Consider the following 21,111-nt stretch of genomic DNA (forward strand, 5'->3'; position numbering starts at 1 on the left):
TCTGCCAATAAAAACGGCCCGCGAAGCGATTCGCGGGCCGTTTGTCATTCGGGCTTCGGCTGAAGCGCGCTCGGATCAATAAGGCGAGTGCGCCGGCATCCGCGCCCGCGACGGCTTGCCGAGCTTCGAACCGAGTTCTCCCTCGACCGGACGCGCGACGGTCGTCGTCGCGTGGCGTTCGTCCGCGCCATTGTGCGCATACGCCGCGTGCGCGGCGAGCGGCGCGGATTCCTCGCCCAGTGCCGACGCGCCCGGCTTGGCGAACCCGTCCTTCGCCCACTGCTCGCCCAACTGGTGATTCGGCGTCTGGCTGAAATGCTCGACCAGATGGTCGATGAACGTGCGCACTTTCGCCGGCAGATGACGGCGGCTCGGATACGCGACGTTGATCTCGACCTGCGGCAGCCGATAGTCCGACAGCAGCCGGACGAAGCGCCCGCTCGTCGTATCGTTGCCGATCAGATAGCTCGGCAGGATCGCGATGCCCATGCCGAGCAGCGCAAACTGCCGCAGCATTTCCGTATTGTTCGCGACGATCACGTTCGACGGCCGCACGCGCACTTCGCCTTCCGGGCCGGTGAACACACGCTCGTCGCCCCAGTATTCCGACGGCAGGCTGAGGCATGGGTGCGCCAGCAGCTCCTCGGGGCGCGTCGGCGTGCCGTGCGTCGCCAGATACTCGGGCGTCGCGCAGACGGTCATGCAACCGGTCGTCAAGCGCCGCGTGACGACGCTCGCGCTTCTCACCTGGCGCGCGATCACGATGCCGACATCGAACCCTTCTTCGACGAGATCGACCTGCCGGTCGACGAGCGTCACGTCCGGGAGCACCTTCGGATAACGCTGCGCATAGGTCTGCAGGACCGGCGCGAGATTGTGCAGCCCGAACACGACGGGCGCGACGATGCGCAGCGAGCCGACCGGTTCGTGATTGCGCGCGACCACCATCTGCTCGACGTCATCGAGTTCGTCGAGGATCTGCCGCGCGCGCTCCAGATACACCTGGCCCGATTCGGTGAGCGACAGGCTGCGCGTCGTGCGATTGAGCAGGCGCGTGCCGAGCCGCCCTTCGAGATCCGCGATATGGCGCGTCGCCACCGCGTTCGAAATATCCATCGAGTTGGCTGCGCGGGCGAAACTGCCCAGGTCCGCAACACGGACAAACACCTTCATCGACTGCAAATGATCCATGGGACAACTCCTGCCGCAATACGGCTTTCCTATTTCTTGGTGCAACGCAATTGCGAATTATCCTAGGACTCGCGAAATCGTGCAGAAGTTGCCGATTACTGGTCTTTTTTCGGCGAAAGCTTGCGGCTTTGCGCCCCAAAAACGTGAGAAATCGCAGGTCGTTGCGTATTAGGCAACATTTGTGTGGGGTTTATGTAAGCGCAGAGGAAGGGAAAAACTGGCCGCGCCAATTTTGGCGGGATAGGACGCCCCAATATCGGCTTCGGGATACGGAGCCGGTATTGGGGATTGATTCAGTCAATCATGCTAATCAGCGCGAAAATCAGGCGACAAGACGCTTTTCGATGTCCGCCTTCGCTTGCGGCAGTTGTTCGGGCAAGCCTTGCTGCAGTTTCGTGAACAGTTCGTCGTGGAGCGCGAGTTCCTCACGCCACGCGGCATCGTTGACGGAAATCACCTGCTCGAATTGCTCGCGGGTGAACGGCAGGCCGCCCCAGTCGATGTCCTGGTAGCGCGGCGAGATGCCGAACGCGTGCTCGTCGCCGGCTGCCGTGCCTTCGATCCGGCCCACCATCCAGTTCAGCACCCGCATGTTCTCGCCGAAGCCGGGCCACACGAACTTGCCGTCGTCGCCCTTGCGGAACCAGTTGACGCAGAAGAACTTCGGCGCCTTCGCGTTCATCGCGTCGAGCCGCTCGCCCATCTTGAGCCAGTGGCCGAAATAGTCGCTCATGTTGTAGCCGCAGAACGGCAGCATCGCGAACGGATCGCGGCGCACGACGCCCTGCTGGCCCGCCGCGGCCGCCGTCGTTTCCGAGCCCATCGTCGCGGCCATGTAAACGCCTTCCTTCCAGTCGCGCGCCTCGGTCACGAGCGGCACGGTGTTCGAGCGCCGTCCGCCGAAGATGAACGCGTCGATCGGCACGCCGGCTGGGTTCTCCCAGTCCGGATCGATCGACGGACACTGCGACGCCGGCGCCGTGAAGCGCGCATTCGGATGCGCCGCCTTCGCGCCGGTTTCCTTCGCGATGTCGGGCGTCCAGTCGCGGCCCTGCCAGTCAATCAGATGCGCGGGCGGCGTGTCGGTCATGCCTTCCCACCAGACGTCGCCGTCGTCGGTCAACGCGACGTTGGTGAAGATCACGTTTTCTTTCAGCGTCGCCATTGCGTTGAAGTTGGTCTTCTCGCTCGTGCCCGGCGCCACGCCGAAGTAGCCGGCTTCGGGGTTGATCGCGTAGAGACGGCCGTCGCGGCCCGGCTTGATCCAGGCGATGTCGTCGCCGATGGTCGTCACCTTCCAGCCATTCATGTCCGATGGCGGAATCAGCATCGCGAAGTTGGTCTTGCCGCACGCGGACGGGAACGCCGCCGCGACGTGATACTTGCGCCCCTCCGGCGAGCTCACGCCGAGGATCAGCATGTGCTCGGCGAGCCAGCCTTCGTCGCGGCCCATCGTCGAGGCGATGCGCAGCGCGAAGCATTTCTTGCCGAGCAGCGCGTTGCCGCCGTAGCCCGAACCGAAGCTCCAGATTTCACGCGACTCCGGGAAATGGACGATGTACTTGGTGTCGTTGCACGGCCACGGCACGTCCTTCTTGCCGTCGACGAGCGGTGCGCCGACCGAATGCACGCACGGCACGAATGCGCCATCGGTGCCGAGCACGTCGTACACCGCGCGGCCCATGCGCGTCATGATGCGCATGTTCGTCACGACATACGGGCTGTCCGACAGCTCCACGCCGATATGCGCGATCGGCGAGCCGAGCGGGCCCATCGAGAACGGCACGACGTACATCGTGCGGCCGCGCATCGAGCCGTCGAAGAGGCCGTCGAGCGTCGTGCGCATTGCCTGCGGGTCGATCCAGTTGTTAGTCGGTCCAGCGTCTTCCGGACGCTCCGAGCAGATGAAGGTCCGATCCTCGACGCGGGCGACGTCGGATGCATCGGAACAGGCAAGGAAGGAGTTGGGACGTTTGGCGGGGTTGAGCTTTCTGAGCGTGCCGGCGGAAACCATCTGTTCGCATAGACGGTCGTATTCCGCCTGACTGCCGTCACACCAGACGACGCGCTCGGGCTTGGTCAGCGCGGCGACGCGCTGCACCCAGTCGATGAGTTTTCGGTGCCTGACATACGCCGGCGCATCGATTTCGACGGCGTTGTTCTGTTCGACTACTGCGGGCTGATTCATCGAGCTGTCTCCGTTCCTAAAGGGCTATAAAACGGTAGGCGCTCGTCGGACGCTGCCTGGCGAGAGGCGCATTCTGCACGGCGGCGGCGTTCGGGCTGCGGCGTTCGCGGTCGTCTTCACGCGAAAGCCGGCTGCCGCCACTGCGCACATGGGCACATAAAGGCACGACGCGACGAGCCGAAAAGAGTTTGTCGGCCGCGGCCGTCTGGAATCGCGGCTTGCGTCGGCACGGAACAAACTGTTAAAAAGAGATACTAAGTAGCCTTGCCTCCTCGCAGATTTCCGGCTTTGCCCGGTATTTTTATCTAGTCGGACGGCGTTTCGACGCGTCCGTTCACTGTCCCAAAAAATGGAGTTCAAGCATAGCACTCGACAGCTTGAATTTCTTGACGCGGTGCAATAAACGGAGAATCACCGAATTTCTCGGTATTTACCCGAAGTTAGCTCCTCTATTTTCTTCCACAGATCGCTTGCAGCACGTTTGATGCCCAACAAAAGCCAATCGACTCCCATGAAAATCGCCATCCTCGACGACTATCAGGACGCGGTCCGCAAGCTGGATTGCTTTCATCTGCTCGACGACCACGAGGTCAAGGTCTTCAATAACACGGTACGCGGTCTCGGACAGTTAGCTAGCAGACTGTCGGAAGTCGACGCGCTCGTCCTGATTCGCGAACGCACGCGGATCAGTTCCCAGTTGCTCGACAAGCTGCCGCGCCTGCGCATGATCAGCCAGACGGGCAAGGCGGGCGGCGGCCACATCGACATCGACGCGTGTACGGAGCGCGGCATCGCGGTGCTCGAAGGCACCGGCTCGCCGATCGCGCCGGCCGAGCTGACGTGGGCGCTGATCATGGCGGCGCAGCGGCGCATTCCGCAATACGTCGCAAATTTGAAGCAGGGCGCGTGGCAGCAGTCCGGGCTGAAGACGTCCGCGCTGCCGCCGAACTTCGGCCTCGGACAAGTGCTGCGCGGTCAGACCCTCGGCATCTGGGGCTACGGGAAGATCGGCCGGCTGGTGGCGGGATACGGCAAGGCGTTCGGCATGAACGTACTGATCCACGGACGCGAGCATTCGCTCGAACTCGCGCGCGAGCACGGCTACGACATTGCGGAGAATCGCGAGGCGCTGTTTGAACAGAGCGACGTGCTGACGCTGCATCTGCGCCTGCACGACGACACGCGCGGCATCGTCACGCAGCAGGATCTGATGCGCATGAAGCCGACGGCGCTCTTCGTCAACACGAGCCGCGCCGAACTGCTCGAGGAAAACGCGCTGCTCAATGCGCTGCACCACAACCGCCCGGGCATGGTCGCCATCGACGTGTACGAAAGCGAGCCGATCCTGCAAGGATACGGATTGCTGCGCATGGAGAACGTGATCTGCACGCCGCACATCGGCTATGTCGAGCACGAGAGCTACGAGCTCTATTTCAGCGCGGCGTTCAAGAACATCCTCGCTTTCGATGCAGGCGACACGTCGAGCGTGTCGAACCCGGACGCGCTCGTCGGCGGCCGTCGGCGGGCGTAGGCGCTAGAGCGTCGACACGTCCGTCGACGGCTCGCAGCGCACCGGGAAATTCACCGAGTTCGCGATAAAGCAGAAGCGGTGGGCATCGTCGTGCAGCCGCTTCGCGAGTTCGATGTCCCCGCCCGCGCCGATCGTCACGCGCGGGCGCAGCAGGACGTCGGTGAAACGTCCGTCCCCTTGCGCGCTTTCTTCCATCGTGCCGAGCGCATCGTCGACGTAACCCGTCACGACGATTCCGTTCGTCGAGCACAGATGCAGATACCAGAGCATGTGGCACGACGACAGCGACGCCACGAACAGTTCCTCCGGATTGTGCCGCGCGGGATCGCCGCGAAACGACGGGTCGCTCGACGCCTCGATCGCCGCCTTGCCGGCCACGCGCACGAGATGGTCGCGCGAATAGGCGTCATAGCGCGAAGTGCCCGAGCCCTGGTCGCCCGTCCAGGCGACTTCCACCGTATAACGATGCTTCTTCGACATGTCCGGCTCCTTCAGCGGTGCGCTGCTGCGCCCATCAGTTGAGGAACGCGCGCGAGGAACTGCTCGCCGTCGGCGCGGCCGAGGTCATAAGCATGCTGCATCTGCGACGGACTGGTGTAGTCCCAACTCGAAATCGGCACCTTGCGCGACGGCTGCACATAGACGCGCTGCTGCTCGCCGTGCGGGACGACGAACATCTGCGGCCGCGGATAGAGGCGCGTCACCATCACGAGCACCATGCCGGGCGAAAGATCGAGCGCGCCGACAGGCACGTTGTCGACCATGCCGCCGTCGAGCACCGGACGGCCGTTGCGCCGGAGCACCGGCGTGAACGGCGGCGTACTCGACGATTGCAGGATCAGGTCGGCGAGATCCTCGACGCTCGCGCATTCCTGCGCCGTCACGAATTCGGGATGGAAGCCGAGCGCCTGACCGAGCGTCGGATGCAGAGTCTTGCGGACGTACTTCTCGATGTTGTACGCGATCAGACCGGCCGCGACCGCACTGCGCGCGCCCAGCCAGCGAGGCAGATGCGACACGCCGATGCGGATCTCGGGCGCGGATTGCAGTGACGGGAACTGATCGCGGAAGATGTCGAGGAGCGCCTGACGGTAAATCCGGTAGTGCGGAAACACGGACTGACCGCGCAGCACGTTGCCCCAGTAGGCGTTCTTCTTGTTGTCCCGCAGGGCGTGCGCGTAGTAGTCCATCACCCATCGCGCGTGGTTCGTGTAGAGCATGCAGGCTGTCGCGGCGCCCGCCGAGATGCCCGTGATGACGCGCGGACGCAGGTTCAATTCGGGCTGCACGACATCCCAGAATCCGGCTTGCCACCAGCAGCGGTTGCCGCCGCCCGCGAAGACGACTTGATCGAACATGTTGTTTGGTGAAGTTGCGGTTAGCCGAGGAGCGCGTAGGTCGTAGTGGCGTGCGCGGCGAGTTCGCCTTCGGCGGCGCGCAGTTCTATCTCGCCGAATACGAGGTTGCGGCCCCGGCGCAGGACCTTTGCCGTGACGAGCACGTCGCCGGTTTTCACCGGGCGCAGGAAGCTCGTGTTGAGCGAGACGGTGGTCATCGGTTTGAAGCCGCCCAGAACGTGCGAAATGGCGACGACCATCGCCGTGTCGGCTGCCGCCATGAAGACCTGCCCGCAGATGACGCCGCCGGCGTGGCGCAGGGTCTCGGAAAACGGCAGGCGCAGGGTGACGGAATCGGCGCTGGTGGCCGCGGGCGACAGCGACAGGTCGCGCACCCAAGGCGCGAGAATGCTGTCGAGAAGATCGCGGATGGCGGTTTCGTCCATGGTGTGCAGGGCCTGTTCTGGGCGCGACGTTGTGCGGAGAGTGAATCGAACGACGGTTCGATTGTGTCTGCCATCATACCGGCTGAGGCATTTTTGAGACTCACCGACGGGCGCCGACGCGGCCAAGACGGGAGTTCCAGCAATTTTTGTCGCCAGGGCTTGCGGCGTTACGAAAAGTGTCGCTATAATTCGGATTCAGTTTTTCGGGGCGTTAGCTCAGTTGGTAGAGCAGCGGACTCTTAATCCGTAGGTCGAGTGTTCGAGTCACTCACGCCCCACCAAGATTTCCCGAACAAAAAGCCCGGTCATTCGACCGGGCTTTTTGCATTTCCAGTGCCCCGCCAAAGTTCGCGCGGCCGATGATCATCGTGCCGCCCACCACCTCGCAAAAAACCCACGACTACGCCGCGCCCCAAACCACCTCGCCCGCCGGCGCCGGCCGCCCGAGCAAATACCCCTGCAACGAATCGCATCCCAGCTTCGTCAGCAGATCCCGCTGCGCCCCGGTCTCCACCCCTTCCGCGACGATGTTCAGATTCATCGTCTGCCCGAGCGCGATGATCGCCGACACGATCGCCGCGTCCTCCCCATCTTGCGCCAGCTCGCTAACGAAGCCGCGGTCGATCTTCAACTCGCTCGCCGGCAGCCGCTTCAGATAAAGCAAACTCGAATACCCCGTCCCGAAATCGTCGATGGAAATCCGCACGCCGAGCGAGCGCAGACGATGCAGGATATGCAGACTCGCATCGACGTCGTGCATCGCGGTCGATTCGGTGATCTCCAGCGTGAGCGCCGCGCCGTCGATCCGATGCCGCTCAAGCGCCGCCTCCACGGCCGGCACCAGCCGGCTGTTGTTGAACTGCAGCGCCGAAATATTCACCGCCACCGTCAGCGCATCTTGCCCCGTGCGCCGCCAGATCGCGACCTGCCGGCAGGCCTCGTCGATCACCCATTCGCCGATCTGCACGATCAGCCCGGTCCGCTCCGCGAGCGGAATGAAGCAATCCGGCGGCAGCATGCCGCGCGTTGGATGGTTCCAGCGCAACAGCGCCTCGACGCCCGTCACGGGCCCGCTCGGCGCCTGGAATTTCGGCTGGTAATACAGCACCAGTTGTTCGCGCTTCAGCGCGAGCCGCAAATCCTGCAGCAGGTTCAGATGTTCCTCGCTGTTCGCGTTCATCGAGCCTTCGAAGAAGCACGCCTGACTGCGCCCGAGCGACTTCGCGTGATACATCGCGACATCGGCGTTCTTCAGCAGTTCGTGCTCGTCGGCGCCGTTGCCCGGATAGATCGCGATGCCGATGCTCACCGACACCCGCAAGTCATGCCCCGACACCAGAAAAGGCTCGCCGATCGCGGCGACGAGCTTGTCGGCGATCGTCGCGGCATCTCCCGGCTCGCGCACGGACGCGACGAGCACGAATTCGTCGCCGCCCACGCGCGCGCTCGTGTCCTGCGCGCGCACGCTCGCGCGCAGGCGCTCGGCGGCCTGCACGAGCAGCATGTCGCCGACCTGGTGGCCGAACGTGTCGTTGATCGCCTTGAAGCCGTCGAGATCGAGGAACATCACGGCGAAGCGCCCTTTCTCGGCCTTGGCATGGTCGATCGCCTGCTTCAGGCGGTCTTCCAGCAACAGCCGGTTCGGCAGCTTCGTCAGGTTGTCGTGCAGCACGAGGTACGACAACTCCTGATTGGCCTCGGCAAGCGACGTCGACAAAGCGGCGGTGCGGATTTCCAGCCGCATGTCGAGCACGGAGGTGATCAGCGCGACGGCCAGCACGGCAATCGTGACGACGATGATCGGGAGCGCGAGCGAGTCGCTCGTGAGTCCGCCGTTCGACGCGCCGCAGACCGAGCCGAGCGGAAACTGCGCGGCGGCCATGCCGGTGTAATGCATCGCGACGATCGCGACGCCCATCACGAGCGCGGCGCCCATGCGGTAGCTGCGCACGCGCGCGCTGTGGCTGCGCAACTGGAACGCGATCCAGAGCGCCGCACCGCCCGCGGCGACGGCGATCGCGACCGACGCGCCGACGATCAACGGCCTGTAGACGATGCCCGGCTCCATCCGCATGGCGCCCATGCCCGTGTAATGCATCGCCGCGATGCCGCCGCCCAGCAGCAGCGCGCCCATTAGAAGGCGCCGCAGCGGCAGTTCGGGCCGGCTGCCCAGCCAGAGTGCGAACGTCGAAAAAGCGATCGCGATGAGGAGCGACAGGAGCGTCAGGCCGATGTCGTAGCCGAGCGAGATCGGCAGATCGAACGCGAGCATGCCGATGAAGTGCATCGACCAGACGCCGACACCGAGCGCGAGCGCGCCGCCGCCGAGCCACCAGCGCGCCGCGACGCGCCGCGCGCTGCTGATGCGGCCGACCAGGTCGAGCGCCGTGTAGGACGCGAGCACGGCGACCAAAAAAGAAAACAGCACCAGTAGACTGTTGTAACTCCCGACCAGCATCTTGAGGTCCTCTCCGAACAACGCGCGTATCGACGGCCAAACGCCGGTCGCGTCTTCGTTTAACGTCTGAAGACGTCGCATTCTGAAGGGTCGGGCCGCCGGATTTGGAGGTTTCGTCGCCTATTTTTCACTGTCTGGTTAACGTCCACCACTCGCCGAGCCTTATGCCGCCTACTCTTCTCGTTTTGATCCCGCTCGCGGTCGAAAACCGCGCTTCCATTGCCGCCGCGTTCGACATCGTCGATGCGTCCGATCCGGCTTCGCGCGATCAGGCGATCGCCGGGCACGGCGAGCGGATTCGCGCGGTGCTGACCAACGGCACGACCGGCATCGCCGCGAGCGACATCGAGCGTCTGCCGAATCTGGAACTGATCGGCGCGCTCGGCGCGGGCTACGAGAACATCGCGCGCGACGCGGCCAAGGCGCGCGGCATCGTCGTGGCGAACGGCGCGGGGACCAACGACAGTTGCGTCGCGGATCACGCCTTCGCCTTGCTGCTGGCGGCCGTGCGCGCGATCCCCGTGCTCGATCGCGCGTGCCGCGACGGCGTCTGGCGCGAGCAGTTGCCGATGCAGCCGAATTTCTCGGGCAAGCGGCTCGGCGTCGTGGGACTCGGCGCCATCGGGCGGAAAGTGGCGCGGCGCGCGTCGGGCTTCGAACTGGAGATCGGCTATCACAACCGTCGCCCGCAGCCGGACGTGCCTTACGAATACTTCGATTCGCTGATGGCGCTCGCGGGCTGGGCCGATTACCTCGTCGTGACGACGCCCGGCGGCGCGGCGACGCAGCATCTCATCGACGCCGACGTCCTCGAAGCGCTCGGGCCGCAGGGCTATCTGGTGAACGTGTCGCGCGGCAGCGTCGTCGATACGGCGGCGCTCGCCGATGCGCTTGCGCACGGCGCGATCGCGGGCGCGGGCCTCGACGTGTACGAAGGCGAGCCCGCGCCGCCCGCGCGCCTGGCGGGTTCAGAGCGCGTCGTGCTGACGCCGCACGTGGGCGGCCGCTCGCCGGAAGCGCTGGCGGCATCGGCGGCGCTTTTCGTCGAAAACGCGACGCGCCACTTCGCCGGCCAGCCCGTGCTGACACCTGTTTGAAAGCCTGCGCCGCGCCGGTCTGCGCAAATCCGCGCGTTCCCGTATCGTGTCGGACTCAATGACCGCTTAATCCGGCGTTGTCCGTCCACTCCGATTCGCTCAAGACCGTGCCGACCGAGAACACTTTCAAGAATCCGCCGCGCGACCCCGACGCGCCGATGACCCCGCTCGAACGCCGCGGCATGGCGGCGCTGTGCCTCGGCGTGGCGCTCGCGACGCTCGACACCGCCATCGCCAACACGGCGCTGCCCGCCATCGGCCACGACCTGCACGCGACGCCCGCCGCCTCCGTCTGGATCATCAACGCCTACCAGCTCGCGATGGTCGCGACGCTGCTGCCGTTCGCGGCGCTCGGCGGGATCGTCGGACAGCGGCGGCTCTATCTCGGCGGCCTGATTGTGTTCACGGTGGCGTCCGCCGTCTGCGCGCTGTCGTGGTCGCTGCCGACGCTCGTCGCCGCGCGCCTGCTGCAGGGACTCGGCGCGAGCGCGATCATGAGCGTCAACACCGCGCTCATCAGCGCGATCTTTCCGCCGCACCGGCTGGGGCGCGGCGTCGGGCTGAACGCGCTCGTCGTCGGGATGGCGTTCGCGGTCGGACCAACGGTCGCCTCGATCGTGCTCTCGCTCGGCACCTGGCCGTGGCTCTTCGCGGTGAATCTGCCGGTCGGCGTGCTCGCGCTTTGCATCGCGTGGCCGGCGCTGCCGCAGACGCCGCGCGCCGCGCACGGCTTCGACCGCGTCGCGGCGGCGCTGAACGTGGTCACGTTCGCGGCGCTGATCTTCGCGCTCGGCGAAGGGGCGCAGCGCGCGTCGCTGCAACTCGTGCTGGTCGCGCTCGCGGCGGCGCTCATCGCGGGCGGGCTCCTGCTTCGACGCGAGCGCGGCCATCCCGCGCCGATGCTCCCCGTCGATCTCTTCAGGCGCCCGATGTTCGCGCTCTCGACGATGACCGCCGTGTGCTCGTTCGCCGCGCAAGGGCTGGCGTTCGTGTCGCTGCCGTTCTATTTCGAGAGCGTGCTCGGGCGCACGCAAGTGGAGACGGGATTCCTGATGACGCCGTGGTCGGTGCTGGTCGCGCTGATGGCGCCGATCGCCGGGCGGCTGTCGGACCGTTATCCGCCGGGACTGCTCGGCGGCATCGGACTCGCGATCATGTGCGGCGGGATGATCTCGCTCGCGATGCTGCCCGCCGATCCGCACGCGCTCGAAATCGGTATCCGGATGGCGATCTGCGGCGCGGGCTTCGGTTTTTTCCAGTCGCCGAACCTGAAGGCGTTCATGGCGAGCGCGCCGCGTGAGCGCGCGAGCGGCGCCTCCGGCGTCGTGGCGACGGCGCGCCTGCTCGGCCAGGCGACCGGCGCGGCGCTCGTCGCGCTGTGTTTCGGGATTGCGGGAAAGCACGGGCCGGGACTCGCGCTGTCGCTCGGCGCGGCGTTCGCCGGGGCGGCGAGCGTCGCGAGCGGGCTGAGACTCATCACGCGCGATTCGGGCGTGCGGACGCTGGAACTGAAGGAATAAGGGCTGCACGAACCGATTCGACGACCGGCGCCCAGTCGCCGAGCGTCGTCTGCCTGAAAAGACGCATCGTCGGGTACCAGGGGCTGTCGTCGCGATCGAGCATCCAGCGCCAGTCGTAGTTCGCCGGCAAGAGCACCCACACCGGCTTGCCGAGCGCGCCCGCGAGATGCGCGACCGACGTGTCCACCGTGATCACGAGATCCAGTTGTTCGACGAGCGCGGCGGTATCGGCGAAATCCTCGACGTGGTCCGTCAGGTCGAAAGGCTTCAGCGCCGAGCCTCCGAGTTGCGCGCGCGCCGCGCCCTTTTGCAGCGAAAACCACGCGATCTCCGGCACGCCGGCGAGTGCGTCGAGCGCGGCGAGCGGCATCGAACGGAAGCGATCGTTCGCGAAGCTCGGACTGCCCGCCCAAACGATGCCCACGCGCCGACGCGTGCCCGCGCGTTCCGCGACGCGCCGCGGCCATTCGCCGATGCGCGCGGCGCTCACGTGCAGGTACGGAATCTCTGCCGGCACGCGCGGCTCGAAGCTCGCCACGCGATACGGCACGCTCATCATCGGCGTCCAGAAATCGTAGCCGTGCGGCGGCTTGTCGGTGACTACGCGATCGACGCCGCGCACGCCGCTCACCAGTTCAGCGATGTTGCGCGGCACGAGCGCATCGACGGTCGCGCCCATGCGTTCGAGCACGGCCGCGTAGCGCACGAACTGGAGTTGATCGCCGTGGCCCTGCTCGCCGACCAAGAGCAGCTTGCGGCCCGCAATCGGCTCGCCCTTCCACTCGACGATGCCCGGCACCTCGATCGGCGCGTACTTGCTCGCCTGCCAGCGCTTTTCGTAGAGCGCCCAGCCTTCGGCGAATTCGCCGCGCCGCAAATGCAAGAGCGCGAGATTGTGCTGCGCGTCCGCGTGATCGGCATCGAGCGTGAGCGCGTGGCGGTAGTGCGCCTCTTCGTCGTGAAAGCGCCCGCGCGCGCCGAGCGCCGCGCCGACGCAGACGTGGATCTGCGGATCGTCGCGCAAGGTCAGCGCATGGCGATACTGCGCTTCGGCTTCGACGAAACGTCCGCGCCGGCCGAGCGTCGTCCCGAGATTCACGCGCGACTCGAAATGTCCCGGCGCGAGTTCGACTGCGCGTTGCAGGCTCTGGATCGCGTCGTCGAAATGGCCGAGTTCGCGCAGCGCGTTGCCCGCGCCGAAATGCGCGCTCGGATTGGCCAGATCGCGGGCGAGCGCTTCGCGATAGACCGCGAGCGCCTCTTCGTGACGCCCGAGCTTGGCGAGCGTTGCGCCGAGGTTCGTGCGGGCATCGATGAAATTGGGCTGCAAGCCGAGCGCCCGGCGATAGGCATCGAGTGCGTCGCCCTCGCGGCCGAGGCGCTGCAACGCCACGCCGAGATTGTTGGCCGCATTGGCGAACGACGGGTCGAGCGCCAAGGCGCGCTCGTGGCAATCGACGGCGAACGGCGCGTCGCCGAGCGCCGCCGCGACCAGTCCGCGGTTGCTCCAGCACGCCGCGAAATCAGGCGACAATTCCAGCGCGCGATCGAGAAGGCCCGCCGCGCTGTCGTGCTGTCCGCGCTGATGCAGCAGCACGCCGAGATAATGCAGCGCTTCCACATGCCCGGGATGCGCTTCGATGATGCCGCGGTAGCCCGCTTCGGCATGGTCCAGGCGACCGGCGCGGTGATGGTCGAGCGCGATGTTGAGCGGCGTGACGGTGTCGGGCATGGCGGACGATCGGCGAGTGAGAACCGGTCGATGCTATGCGAGACCCTCGGCGCAGACTATTGGAATCGTCCGATCAACGATGCGCTTTCGCCGCATTAGCCGCCTCAGATGCGCCGCACCTTCACTTTCTTGCCCTTCACCTTGCCCGCGCCGAGCTTGCGCAGGGCGTCGTCGGCGATGCTGCGCTCGACCGCGACGTAAGTGACCATGTCGGCCACGTTGATCTTGCCGATCTGCGCGCCCGTGAAGCCCGCCTCGCCGGTCAGCGCGCCGAGCACGTCGCCGGGACGGATCTTGTCCTTGCGGCCGCCGAGGATCTGTAGCGTCGCCATCGGCGGCTTCAGATGGCCGGGCGTCGCGGACGTCAGCTCGGCAAGCGGATGCCACTCCACTTCCTTGCCCAGCGCCTGTTCGATGCTGCCGACGCGCCCCATCTCGTCCATGCTCGCGAGCGTGAGCGCCCAGCCTTCCTCGTCGGCGCGTCCCGTGCGGCCGATGCGGTGCACGTGAATCTCGGGATCGGGCGTCACGTCGACGTTGATCACCGCTTCGAGTTGCGCGATATCGAGCCCGCGCGCGGCGACATCCGTTGCGACCAGCACCGAGCAGCTGCGATTCGCGAACTGCACGAGCACCTGATCGCGCTCGCGCTGTTCCAGTTCGCCGTGCAGCGCGAGCGCCTCGAAGCCCTGCGCGCGCAGCACGTCGAGCAGATCGCGGCATTGCTGCTTCGTGTTGCAGAACGCGATCGTGCTGACCGGCCGGTAATGGTCGAGCAGGAGACCCACGGCGTGCAGGCGCTCGTTGTCGTCGACTTCGTAGAAGCGCTGCTTGATCTTCGCGTTCGTGTGCTGCTCGGTGAGCTTGATTTCCTTCGGCTTTTTCAGGAACTGCTGGCTCAGTTTCGCGATGCCTTCCGGATACGTCGCGGAGAAGAGCAGCGTCTGCCGCTCCTTCGGACACCGCCGCGCGACCGACGCGATGTCGTCGAAGAAGCCCATGTCGAGCATGCGGTCGGCTTCGTCGAGTACGAGGGTTCGCAGCGCGTCGAGCGTGAGCGTGCCGCGCTCCAGGTGATCCATGATGCGCCCGGGCGTACCCACCGCGATGTGCGCGCCGTGTTCGAGACTCGCGATTTGCGGACGCATCGGCGTGCCGCCGCAGAGCGTCAGGATCTTGATGTTGTCCTCCGCGCGCGCGAGGCGGCGGATTTCCTGCGTGACCTGATCGGCCAGCTCGCGCGTCGGGCACAGCACGAGCGCCTGAAGGCGGAAGTCGCGCGGATCGAGCTTCACGAGCAACGGCAAAGCGAACGCGGCGGTCTTGCCGCTGCCCGTCTTCGCCTGCGCGATGAGATCGTGTCCGTCGAGCGCGGCCGGCAGGCTCGCGGCCTGGATCGGCGTCATCGTCAGGTAGCCGAGTTGCTGCAGGTTTGCCTGCATCGCGGGCGACAGCGGGAGGCTCGTGAAAGCGGTATCGGTCGTCATGGCGTTATCGGCTGCGCTTCGGCGGCGTGCTCTTGCGGGCGGTCCTCGGGGCGCTCTTCGGGGCGCTCTTCGGTGCGGTCCTCGGTGCGGTCCTCGGGGCGCTCCTCGGCGCGGTCCTCGGTGTACTTCTTTCCGGCTTCGGCGTTTCGCTCTTTACCGGCGCCGGGTCTTGCTGCTCATAGGTGAGCGCGCCGTCCGCTGCTTCGTGGCGGACGACGTGGTTGCGCGCACCGCACTGCGGGCAGCGGAACAGGAGCCCTTGGCCCTCGTTATGAATGTCGACGTCCGACACTTCCCAATTGGCGCCGCAAGGCTGGTTTCGACAGGTAAACATGATCTTTTCGGATAGGAGATGAGCGCGCCTGCCGCGCAGGCGCGCTGAATTTTGCGGGTTCGATGCCGAAGTGTACGCGTGTGTGGAAAACCGGCGGCGCAAACGGCATCGGCAAGTCCGCAAGATTTGCTAAATGCGGGCGTGCTACCGTTGTTTTTCATCGCATCCGAACCAGAAACGACGATGACCGACACGCCCAATCCACGCCTGTATGAAATGCGGCTCTCGCGCGTGATCGACTACATCCACGATCATCTCGACGACGATCTCGACCTCAATCGCCTGGCGGAGATCGCGTGCCTTTCGCCGTATCACTGGCACCGGATCTATCACGCGTTCTACGGCGAGACCGCTGCGGCGACCGTGCGGCGGCTGCGGCTGCACCGCGCGGCCAACGAACTCGTGCGCGGCGCGGCGCCGATCGACGCCATCGCGCAGCGCGCGGGTTATAGCGGCGTGCAGTCGTTTTCGCGCGCGTTTCAGGCGAGCTATCGCATGCCGCCCGCGCAGTTTCGCAACGAGGGCGGCGCGGCGCAATGGCGTCCGCTTTCGCCCGAGTCAACGCAAACGAGAGGTGACATCATGCATCCCGTCGACATCCGCAAGCACGAGGCCTTCACGGTCGCCGCCGTCGACCATCGCGGCCCGTACATGAACATCGGCCAGGCCTTCGAGACCGTGTCGCACTGGCTCGCGAGGCAAGATCAGCTCGATCGCGACGCGCGCTGGCTCGGCATCTATTTCGACGACCCGAGCGCCACACCCGAGGACGATTTGCGCTCGCAGGCATGCGTCGAGATCGCGCGGCCGGACGACGTGGCGTTCGCCGCGCCCGTGTCGCGCGTCGACGTGAAGGGCGGCGAGTTCGCGGTGCTCACGCACGTCGGCCCTTATGCGCAATTGTGCTTCGCGTATCAGTGGCTCTACGGCGAGTGGCTGCCGCAATCCGGACGCGAAACCGCCGATGCGCCGGTCCACGAGGTCTATCTCAACGACCCGCGCGACACGCCGCCGACCGAACTCGTCACCGAGATATGGCTGCCGGTCAGGCCGTCTGCGTGAGCCGGACGCGCCTCGCCATCGGCTAAACTTGCGGCAACGATCCACCGCTGCAACCGACCCTTCGCCGATGCGCATCCTGCACACTTCAGACTGGCATCTCGGCCAGTATTTCCTCGGGCATTCCAGACAGACGGAACATCAGAAGCTGATCGACTGGCTCGTCGGACAGACGCGCGCACATCGCGTCGACGCGGTCCTGATCGCCGGCGACATCTTCGATACCGGCGCGCCGCCGAGCTACGCGCGCGAGCTCTACAACCGGCTGATCCTCGCGCTGCGCGACGCGGGCGTGGGGCTCACCGTGCTCGCCGGCAATCACGATTCGGTCGCGATGTTGCAGGAGTCGCGTGAGTTGCTCGCCTTGCTGAACACGTTCGTGATTCCGTCGGTGCAGGACGATCCGAACCAGCAGGTGCAAGTGCTGAAATCGCGCGACGGCACGCCCGGCGCGATCGTCTGCGCGATTCCGTTCATTCGTCCGCGCGACGTGCTGCTGAGCGTCGCGGGACAAACCGCGCGGGACAAAGAGGCGTCGCTGCAGGACGCCATCCAGACGCACTATCAGGCGATCTTCGCGCTCGCCCGGCAAAAGCGCGCGGAACTCGGCCTGAACTTGCCGATCATCGCGACGGGCCATTTGACGACAGTCGGCGCGAGCGCGAGCGAATCGGTGCGGGAGATCTACGTCGGCTCGCTCGAAGCGTTTCCGACCGCCGCGTTTCCCGCCGCCGACTACATCGCGCTCGGGCACATTCATCGGCCGCAGAAGGTCGGCGGGTTCGAGCACATTCGCTATAGCGGATCACCGATCGCGCTCAGCTTCGACGAAGCGCGCCAGCAAAAGCAGATGCTGCTGGTCGATGTTTCGACGGCAGGACTCGAAGCCGTCACGCCGATCGACGTGCCCTGCTTCCAGCCGATGCACGCGGTGAAGGGATCGCTGAAGGAACTCGCCGCGTCGATCCGCGATGCTGCCGACAGCGCGAGAGAAGGCTCGACCGTGTGGCTCGAAGTGAGCGTCTCCTCGGACGACTACCTGAGCGATCTGCAGACGCGCATCGAAGACATCACGCGCGGACTGCCGGTCGAAGTGCTGCGCATCCGGCGCGAACGTTCGGCGCAGCAGAACACCTTGCAGGCGCAGGCCAAAGAGACGCTCAACGAACTCACGCCCGACGATGTCTTCGCGCGCCGCCTTCAGTCCGAAACCCTCGACGACGATCTGCGCGCGCAACTGACATCGATGTATCGCGAAGTCGTCGCGGGCATCGGCGAGGCGGAAGCGTCATGAGAATCCTGTCGCTGCGACTACGCAACCTGAACTCGCTCAAGGGCGACTGGAAGGTCGACTTCAGCCAGCCGCCGTTCAAGGACAACGGACTCTTCGCGATCACCGGTCCGACGGGCGCCGGCAAGACCACGCTTCTCGACGCCATCTGTCTCGCGCTCTATCACCGCACGCCGCGCATGGAAGCGGTGTCCGCGAGCACCAACGAACTGATGACGCGGCATACGTTCGAGTGTCTCGCGGAAGTCGAATTCGAAGTGAAGGGCAAGGGCTATCGCGCGTTCTGGAGCCAGCGTCGCGCACGCGACAAGGCGAGCGGCAATCTCCAGCCGCCGAAGGTCGAACTCGCACGCCTCGACGGCACCATCGTCACCGAGAGGATCAACGACAAGCTCAAGCTCGTCGAAGAGATCACGGGCCTCGACTTCAAGCGCTTCACGAAGTCGATGATGCTCGCGCAAGGCGGCTTCGCGGCGTTTCTCGAAGCAAAGGCCAACGAGCGCGCCGAACTGCTCGAAGAACTGACCGGCACGGATATTTACGGGCTGATTTCGCAGAACGTGTTTCAGCGGATGCGCGACGAAGAGAATGCGTTGGGCAAGTTGCAGGCGCGCGTGGACGGCGTGCAGTTGCTCGATGCCACGCAGCTCGATGCGCTGAAGCAGGAGGAAGCGGCACTCGATGATCGCTCGCGCGTGCTCGGCACCGAACAGCGTTCGACGCAGGCAATGCTGCAATGGCGCAAGGACGTGTCGACGGCGGAGGCGCAGGTTCGCCAGGCTGGCATCGACGAACAAAGCGCGCTTCAGATGATCGCCGACGCCCGGCACGATCTCGACCGGCTCGCTGCCAGCGAACCGGCCGAAAAGCTGCGCCTAGACCATCGCGCGATGATCGAGGCACGGCGCACGCTCGATGAAGCGTCGAAGCGTCTCGCGGATGCGAAGGCGGAACGCGAGCACGCATCGCTCGATGCGGCGCGCAGCGCGCGCCTCGCACTGCATCTGCGAAGGCAGATCGCCGCCGAGCGACGCGCGTCGCTGGACGAATTGATCGCTGAAACGCAGCGCGTGCAGGAAACACTCGAGAGGCATCCGCATCGAAGCCGGCTCGGCGAACACATCGCTACATGGCGCTCGGAGTTCGAAGCGCGTCAGCATGCGCTCAACGACATCGACGCGACGCGCAAGAGTCAGCGCGGTTTCGTCGAAGCAGTAGGGAAGCATGCGAAGGACATCGATGCGCAGCACGGCGTCGTGAATCAGGCGACGATCGCGTTGCAAGCGGCTCAGACTGCGGAGTCCGACGAGCGCGGACGTCTTGCGCAAGCGCTCGGCGGTCACCACGAGGCTGCGCTGAAGACGCGATTCCAGACGCTTCAACAGCAGCAGACCGTGCTGAACAGGTTGCGTCAACTGGCCGAGACGCGCGACGAAGGTGCACCGCAGCAGCGCACCGACATCGCCGATCTGGCGACGCAGCAAGCGTCACTCGCGGCCCGGCAAGACGAGATCAAGCGCATCGACGACGAATGCCGCGCGTTGAACGAGCAGATCGCCGACAAGCGCAAACTGCTCGAACAGGAGAAGGTGATCCTGCAACTCGCCGATCACCGCGCTGCGTTGCGCGAGGGCGAAGCCTGTCCGCTGTGTGGTTCGAATGCGCATCCGGCGATCGTCGAATATCAGGCGCTCGAAGCATCCACGACGGAGCGCGATCTCGAAGCGAAGCAAGTCGCGCTTCAAAAAACGACCGATCGCCGGCAAGCCTCGGCCACCGCAGCGGCGGTTGCGACGGCGGCAATCGGGCAGTTGCAGACGCGCATCGACCGTTGGGCGCAGAACGAAGCCGTGTATGCGCAAGACTGGAGCGCGTGTTGCGCGCAAATCAGTGTCGAGTTGAGCGATCGCGGCGCGCTCGACCGGCACATCGAGCAGCACAGCGCGACGCTGGCCGAAGCGCAACAGACGCTCGCGCACATCGACGCGTTGAATCTCCGTATCGCGCGTTTAGCCGATACGCGGCATCTCGCTGAGAAGGCATCGGAGCGAAGCAAGCACGATCTCGCGCTCATCATCGAGAAGCGCGCCGCGTGCGAGAAGTCGCTTGACGAAGCGAACGAACGGATCGCGTCGCAGCAGGTTTCGGCCGAACATACGCTGCGCGCGCTGGACGCTGCGATTGTCGAGGCAGGACATGTTCCGCCCGACGAGTCGTCGGATTGGCGCGACTGGCTCGTTCAACGCAACGACGAATGGCGCACGTGGCAGGCATCCGTGCAACGAAGCGAAACGCTGTCGCATCAGACGAAGGCCGCGCGCGCGAGCGTCGACGCGGCGGCGCAGGAAGAAGCGGCATGGTCCGCGCGTTGGCTCGGATATGAATCCGCCGCTATGAGACTCGCATCGGAGACGCTCGCCGCGTCGGCAGACGCACAGGCCGACTTCGACCAGGCCGCGTCGCATCACCACTCGACGCGCGATCGCGCCAACACGCTCGAAGGTGCCGAGAAGACGTTCACGCATCGCCTGACGGACGACACGGCGACGGCGCAAAAGACGGCGGCTTCGTGGGAAGCCGCGCTCCTGACGAGCCCTTTCGATGACGAGAACGCATTCGTCCAGGCATTGCTCTCGCACGATGAACGCGAACGGCTGCAAGCGCGCAAAACGTCGCTCGACAAGCGGCTCACTGAGGCGCGCACGTTGCAACGATCCGCCGAGGCGCGACGTGCGGAACTCGTCGCCGAACCGAAGACGGATCAATCCGCCGACGCCTTGCAACAGCAATTGACCGAACTGGATGAATCGCTTCGCACGCTGAATCAACGACACGGCGAAATCCGCGCCACGCTGAAGCAGGACACGCAGCAGCGCGTGAATCAGCAGTCGCTATTCGAGGAGATCGAAAAGCAGCGAACACGGCACGATCTGTGGCAGCGCCTGAGCGGCCTGATCGGCTCGTCCGATGGCGCGAAGTATCGCAAGTTTGCGCAGGGGCTAACGCTCGATCATCTCGTCTATCTCGCCAACCGGCAGCTCTCGCAGCTGCACGGGCGCTATCTGTTGAACCGCAAGCCGGGCGGCGATCTGGAGATGGAAGTCGTCGATACGTGGCAGGGAGATGTCGCGCGCGACACGCGCACGCTATCGGGCGGCGAGAGCTTTCTCGTGAGTCTCGCGCTCGCGCTGGCGCTCTCGGATCTCGTGAGCCACAAGACGTCGATCGATTCGCTTTTTCTCGACGAGGGCTTCGGCACGCTCGACGGCGAGACGCTGGAAATTGCGCTCAACGCGCTGGATTCGCTCAACGCGACCGGCAAGACCATCGGCGTGATCAGTCACGTGGAGGCGCTCAAGGAACGCATTCCGCTGCAGATCCGGGTGGCGAAGAGCGTGGGCATCGGCTTTTCCACCGTCGAGGTGACGACGGGTTGACGC

General features: G+C 65.4%; 14 protein-coding genes and 1 tRNA gene. 7 read left to right on the forward strand and 8 right to left on the reverse strand.

Annotation, left to right across the window (positions count from 1 at the left end):
* Positions 1-75: 75 nt before the first annotated feature.
* Entirely contained in the window at positions 76-1,191 is a 1,116-nt protein-coding gene (locus AWB66_RS20050; protein ID WP_087631930.1) for a LysR family transcriptional regulator, read from the reverse strand.
* Positions 1,192-1,513: 322 nt separating this feature from the next.
* Positions 1,514-3,379 (reverse strand): phosphoenolpyruvate carboxykinase (GTP), encoded by a 1,866-nt coding sequence (locus AWB66_RS20055; RefSeq protein ID WP_087631931.1) that lies wholly within the window; start codon positions 3,377-3,379, stop codon positions 1,514-1,516.
* 511 nt (positions 3,380-3,890) lie between these two features.
* On the opposite strand from AWB66_RS20055, the gene AWB66_RS20060 reads away from it, so the two are divergent.
* Positions 3,891-4,910 (forward strand): D-2-hydroxyacid dehydrogenase family protein, encoded by a 1,020-nt coding sequence (locus AWB66_RS20060; RefSeq protein ID WP_087631932.1) that lies wholly within the window; start codon positions 3,891-3,893, stop codon positions 4,908-4,910.
* A 3-nt stretch (positions 4,911-4,913) separates the two neighbouring features.
* Here the strand turns inward: AWB66_RS20060 and AWB66_RS20065 are convergent, their stop codons facing one another.
* From AWB66_RS20065 to AWB66_RS20075, 3 genes are read right to left on the reverse strand one after another with little or no spacing between them, the layout of a single operon-like run.
* On the reverse strand, positions 4,914-5,390 hold the full coding sequence (locus tag AWB66_RS20065) for an OsmC family protein (protein ID WP_087631933.1): 477 nt from the start codon (positions 5,388-5,390) through the stop codon (positions 4,914-4,916).
* A gap of 11 nt (positions 5,391-5,401) precedes the next feature.
* Complete coding sequence (locus AWB66_RS20070; protein WP_087631934.1) at positions 5,402-6,268, reverse strand: patatin-like phospholipase family protein; 867 nt, start codon at positions 6,266-6,268, stop codon at positions 5,402-5,404.
* A 20-nt stretch (positions 6,269-6,288) separates the two neighbouring features.
* Positions 6,289-6,693: a PaaI family thioesterase gene (locus tag AWB66_RS20075; RefSeq protein ID WP_087631935.1), complete on the reverse strand. Its 405-nt coding sequence runs from the start codon at positions 6,691-6,693 to the stop codon at positions 6,289-6,291.
* Between the two features lie 205 nt (positions 6,694-6,898).
* On the opposite strand from AWB66_RS20075, the gene AWB66_RS20080 reads away from it, so the two are divergent.
* Positions 6,899-6,974, forward strand: a tRNA-Lys gene (locus AWB66_RS20080).
* 119 nt (positions 6,975-7,093) lie between these two features.
* On the opposite strand, the gene AWB66_RS20085 is transcribed toward AWB66_RS20080, so the two are convergent.
* Entirely contained in the window at positions 7,094-9,151 is a 2,058-nt protein-coding gene (locus tag AWB66_RS20085; protein WP_087631982.1) for a putative bifunctional diguanylate cyclase/phosphodiesterase, read from the reverse strand.
* Positions 9,152-9,315: 164 nt separating this feature from the next.
* Here AWB66_RS20085 and AWB66_RS20090 point away from each other — a divergent pair, with 164 nt between their 5' ends.
* Both AWB66_RS20090 and AWB66_RS20095 read left to right on the forward strand, forming a co-directional pair.
* Entirely contained in the window at positions 9,316-10,248 is a 933-nt protein-coding gene (locus AWB66_RS20090; protein WP_087631936.1) for a 2-hydroxyacid dehydrogenase, read from the forward strand.
* A gap of 158 nt (positions 10,249-10,406) precedes the next feature.
* On the forward strand, positions 10,407-11,768 hold the full coding sequence (locus AWB66_RS20095) for an MFS transporter (RefSeq protein ID WP_087631983.1): 1,362 nt from the start codon (positions 10,407-10,409) through the stop codon (positions 11,766-11,768).
* On the opposite strand, the gene AWB66_RS20100 is transcribed toward AWB66_RS20095, so the two are convergent.
* Both AWB66_RS20100 and dbpA read right to left on the reverse strand, forming a co-directional pair.
* Positions 11,725-13,500 carry a tetratricopeptide repeat protein gene (locus tag AWB66_RS20100; protein ID WP_087631937.1) on the reverse strand — a complete coding sequence of 592 codons (1,776 nt, stop codon included), beginning with the start codon at positions 13,498-13,500 and terminating at the stop codon, positions 11,725-11,727. The two genes, AWB66_RS20095 and AWB66_RS20100, sit on opposite strands and share 44 nt — an antisense overlap.
* 104 nt (positions 13,501-13,604) lie before the next feature.
* Positions 13,605-14,987 (reverse strand): ATP-dependent RNA helicase DbpA, encoded by a 1,383-nt coding sequence (gene dbpA / locus AWB66_RS20105; RefSeq protein ID WP_087631938.1) that lies wholly within the window; start codon positions 14,985-14,987, stop codon positions 13,605-13,607.
* A 517-nt stretch (positions 14,988-15,504) separates the two neighbouring features.
* On the opposite strand from dbpA, the gene AWB66_RS20115 reads away from it, so the two are divergent.
* The 3 genes from AWB66_RS20115 to AWB66_RS20125 all read left to right on the forward strand — a co-directional run bounded on the left by AWB66_RS20115 (position 15,505) and on the right by AWB66_RS20125 (position 21,108).
* Positions 15,505-16,383, forward strand: coding sequence for an AraC family transcriptional regulator (locus AWB66_RS20115; RefSeq protein WP_087631984.1), 879 nt, complete (start codon positions 15,505-15,507; stop codon positions 16,381-16,383).
* Positions 16,384-16,450: 67 nt separating this feature from the next.
* Positions 16,451-17,674 (forward strand): exonuclease subunit SbcD, encoded by a 1,224-nt coding sequence (gene sbcD, locus AWB66_RS20120; protein WP_087631940.1) that lies wholly within the window; start codon positions 16,451-16,453, stop codon positions 17,672-17,674.
* On the forward strand, positions 17,671-21,108 hold the full coding sequence (locus tag AWB66_RS20125) for an AAA family ATPase (protein WP_087631941.1): 3,438 nt from the start codon (positions 17,671-17,673) through the stop codon (positions 21,106-21,108). Before sbcD ends, AWB66_RS20125 begins: the two co-directional genes overlap by 4 nt.
* Positions 21,109-21,111: the final 3 nt, after the last annotated feature.

The organism is Caballeronia telluris (genome assembly GCF_001544495.1).
Lineage (GTDB): Bacteria > Pseudomonadota > Gammaproteobacteria > Burkholderiales > Burkholderiaceae > Caballeronia > Caballeronia telluris.